We start from the raw sequence: 2,476 nt of genomic DNA, 5'->3' as shown, positions 1-2,476 counted from the left end.
AGCAAGGGGTGGAGACGACCGGCATGCGTCCGATGGGCCACGCCGAGAGCGTGATGAGCCGGTTTGCGCATCGGGTGAAATCCCGCCGCAGCTGGAAAGACCAAGGGCTTCGGGCGTTTCTGAGGGCGATGGCAGCCCGAATCGACGGGATTTGGCGGAGAAATGGGCAGTTGGTGGAGGAAGAAGAGACCCGAACGGCAGCCTCGGCCTCGACGAAGTCCAAGCGGGTTGAACAGGCCAAACGGAAGGCAGGACGGTTGTGGGCAGATGTGGTTCGTCAGAATCTACCGTGTCTGCAGCGGTCATCCGGGACGCCGATCCATCAAGCGTTGTCGGCGCTTCGGGATTTTGGTTGGGTGTAAAAAAATGGAATACAATATCATCACTTCAAGATGAGGGATGAGAGTCCAAAAGCGCTTACGATATCAATTCCTGAAAATGGTTCGCTAACTAGTGATTGACAACACCCGTAGTGAACCGAAAAAATGTTCTCCACAAAGTCTTGACTGACTCCTGGTTCATTGACCATTTGAAAAAGTTTTTGTTTTAGCTCTTCATTAAAAAACATCGTTCCTTGGGCAGGACGCAAGATCGGAATGCCCCCTTGTTTAACGATAAGCGTACTCATTTCTTCTATTTTACGTGAGGCACATAGTGCAATTTTTTTATTCGTTAACGCTTTCTCAATCATTCTCTCATCTCCCTTTCTTCCCATCATATCACATAAAGATGCGAGATGGCGCAAAATTTGTAGAAACGTGACATAAAACATCGAACGATTATGTATTCACAACATGATGAACTTTTCTTACAATATAGAAGAAATTTCGACAAAAATATTTTAATAATTCAAACAAATGATTCTTCGAAAGGAGCGGCTTTATATGCCCTCGTTAATTAAAGAAATATTGCTAAATTTATTTTTTATTATATTAGCGTTACTAATTGTTCCCATCTTGCTTGAAGAACGGCGCATATCCGATCACGCAAAAACGATTTTAAAAACGATGGCGATCGGGATATGTATTATATTTTGTATGACGTTTCCTATACATATAACAGGCGGTTTTATTTTTGATTTACGTCAAGTCGCCATCTGGATTGGCGGTTTATACGGAGGAGCATTGTCAGCCCTTTTTCTTTCGAGCATTGCTGTTATTTATCGCATGATTATCAGTGGGCCAGAAGGTATTATTGTGACGATGATCATTACAACCATCCAAGTCACTATTTGCTTCTTTCTTTACCGAAATTTTCAAACATCTTTATCTTCGAAACAACGAATTACTTCGATTACTCTTTTATCGATCGGAACAGCTATATTAACAATGATACTCTCTAACATATGGATTGTTGATGACTATCAAATTTTACATATCATTTCGACATATTTTCCAGCACAACCAGTTGCAGCGTTTTTAGGTGCCTATATTACTGAAACGATCCAAAAACATAGCGACCTTCGTCGGCGCATTATTCGTGCCGAAAAGATGGAAGTGGTCGGACATTTAGCCGCTTCCATTTCACACGAAGTGCGCAATCCATTAACTGTATCTAGAGGATTTATGCAATTGTTACTGCAAAGTGAACGAATGAATTATAAAGATAAACAATACATTCAAATCGCAATTGAAGAAATTGATCGCGCAGAAGCAATTATTACAGATTATTTAACGTTCGCCAAACCAGCTCCAGAACATGTCGAAAAATTAAATGTAAAAACCGAAATCGAGCGAGTCATTGACATTTTACGTCCCCTCGCTAACATGAACAGTATCGAAATTCAAACGTCCCTCTTGCCATTTGCGGTAAAAGGAGAACGCCAAAAATTTCAACAATGTTTGTTGAACGTCATGAAAAATGCTATTGAAGCGATGCCAAATGGAGGTACATTGCGTATTAACGTATCCATCGATAAAGATTACGTACTTATTCATATTGGTGATACAGGAGTTGGCATGACAAAAGAACAAATTGAACGTTTAGGAGAACCTTATTTTACAACGAAAGGAACAAAAGGGACAGGTCTTGGGATGATGGTTGTTTATCGCATTGTTGAGACGATGAGAGGAGATTTATTTATTCATAGTGAAGTTGGTCAAGGGACAGACGTATATATGTATTTCCCGTCCTATTATAAAACAGATGTCGAGAAATTTTCACGAAAAAACGAAAAAGCGAGTCAGTCAAGACTTTGTGGAGAACATTTTTTCGGTTCACTACGGGTGTTGTCAATCACTAGTTAGCGAACCATTTTCAGGAATTGATATCGTAAGCGCTTTTGGACTCTCATCCCTCATCTTGAAGTGATGATATTGTATTCCATTTTTTTACACCCAACCAAAATCCCGAAGCGCCGACAACGCTTGATGGATCGGCGTCCCGGATGACCGCTGCAGACACGGTAGATTCTGACGCACCACATCTGCCCACAACCGTCCTGCCTTCCGTTTGGCCTGTTCAACCCGCTTGGACT

At 41.5% G+C, this 2,476-nt stretch carries 2 protein-coding genes and 2 pseudogenes; 2 read left to right on the top strand and 2 right to left on the bottom strand.

What is annotated here, in order from left to right:
- On the top strand, positions 1–362 hold a 362-nt coding region (locus LH47_RS14490), incomplete at its 5' end, for a UPF0236 family transposase-like protein (protein ID WP_200890879.1).
- 152 nt (positions 363–514) lie between these two features.
- On the opposite strand, the pseudogene LH47_RS15755 reads toward LH47_RS14490, so the two are convergent.
- Positions 515–772: pseudogene (locus LH47_RS15755) on the bottom strand (uroporphyrinogen-III synthase); the annotation flags it as partial.
- Positions 773–884: 112 nt separating this feature from the next.
- Between LH47_RS15755 and LH47_RS14480 the strand changes: the two are divergent.
- The gene (locus LH47_RS14480) at positions 885–2,246 is read left to right on the top strand and encodes an ATP-binding protein (RefSeq protein ID WP_235341172.1); all 1,362 of its coding nucleotides are present in this window, start codon (positions 885–887) and stop codon (positions 2,244–2,246) included.
- Between the two features lie 84 nt (positions 2,247–2,330).
- On the opposite strand, the pseudogene LH47_RS15750 reads toward LH47_RS14480, so the two are convergent.
- Positions 2,331–2,476, bottom strand: a pseudogene (locus LH47_RS15750) (UPF0236 family protein); the annotation flags it as partial.

It is taken from the genome of Anoxybacillus thermarum (assembly GCF_000836725.1).
Lineage (GTDB): Bacteria > Bacillota > Bacilli > Bacillales > Anoxybacillaceae > Anoxybacillus > Anoxybacillus thermarum.
The sequence above is the reverse complement of the archived record's forward strand: the minus strand, read 5'-3'. Positions and strand labels throughout refer to the sequence as shown.

Bases quoted from the DNA above. Each gene is read 5' to 3' on its own strand.
- LH47_RS14480 (WP_235341172.1), top strand. From the start codon at position 885: ATGCCCTCGTTAATTAAAGAAATATTGCTAAATTTATTTTTTATTATA.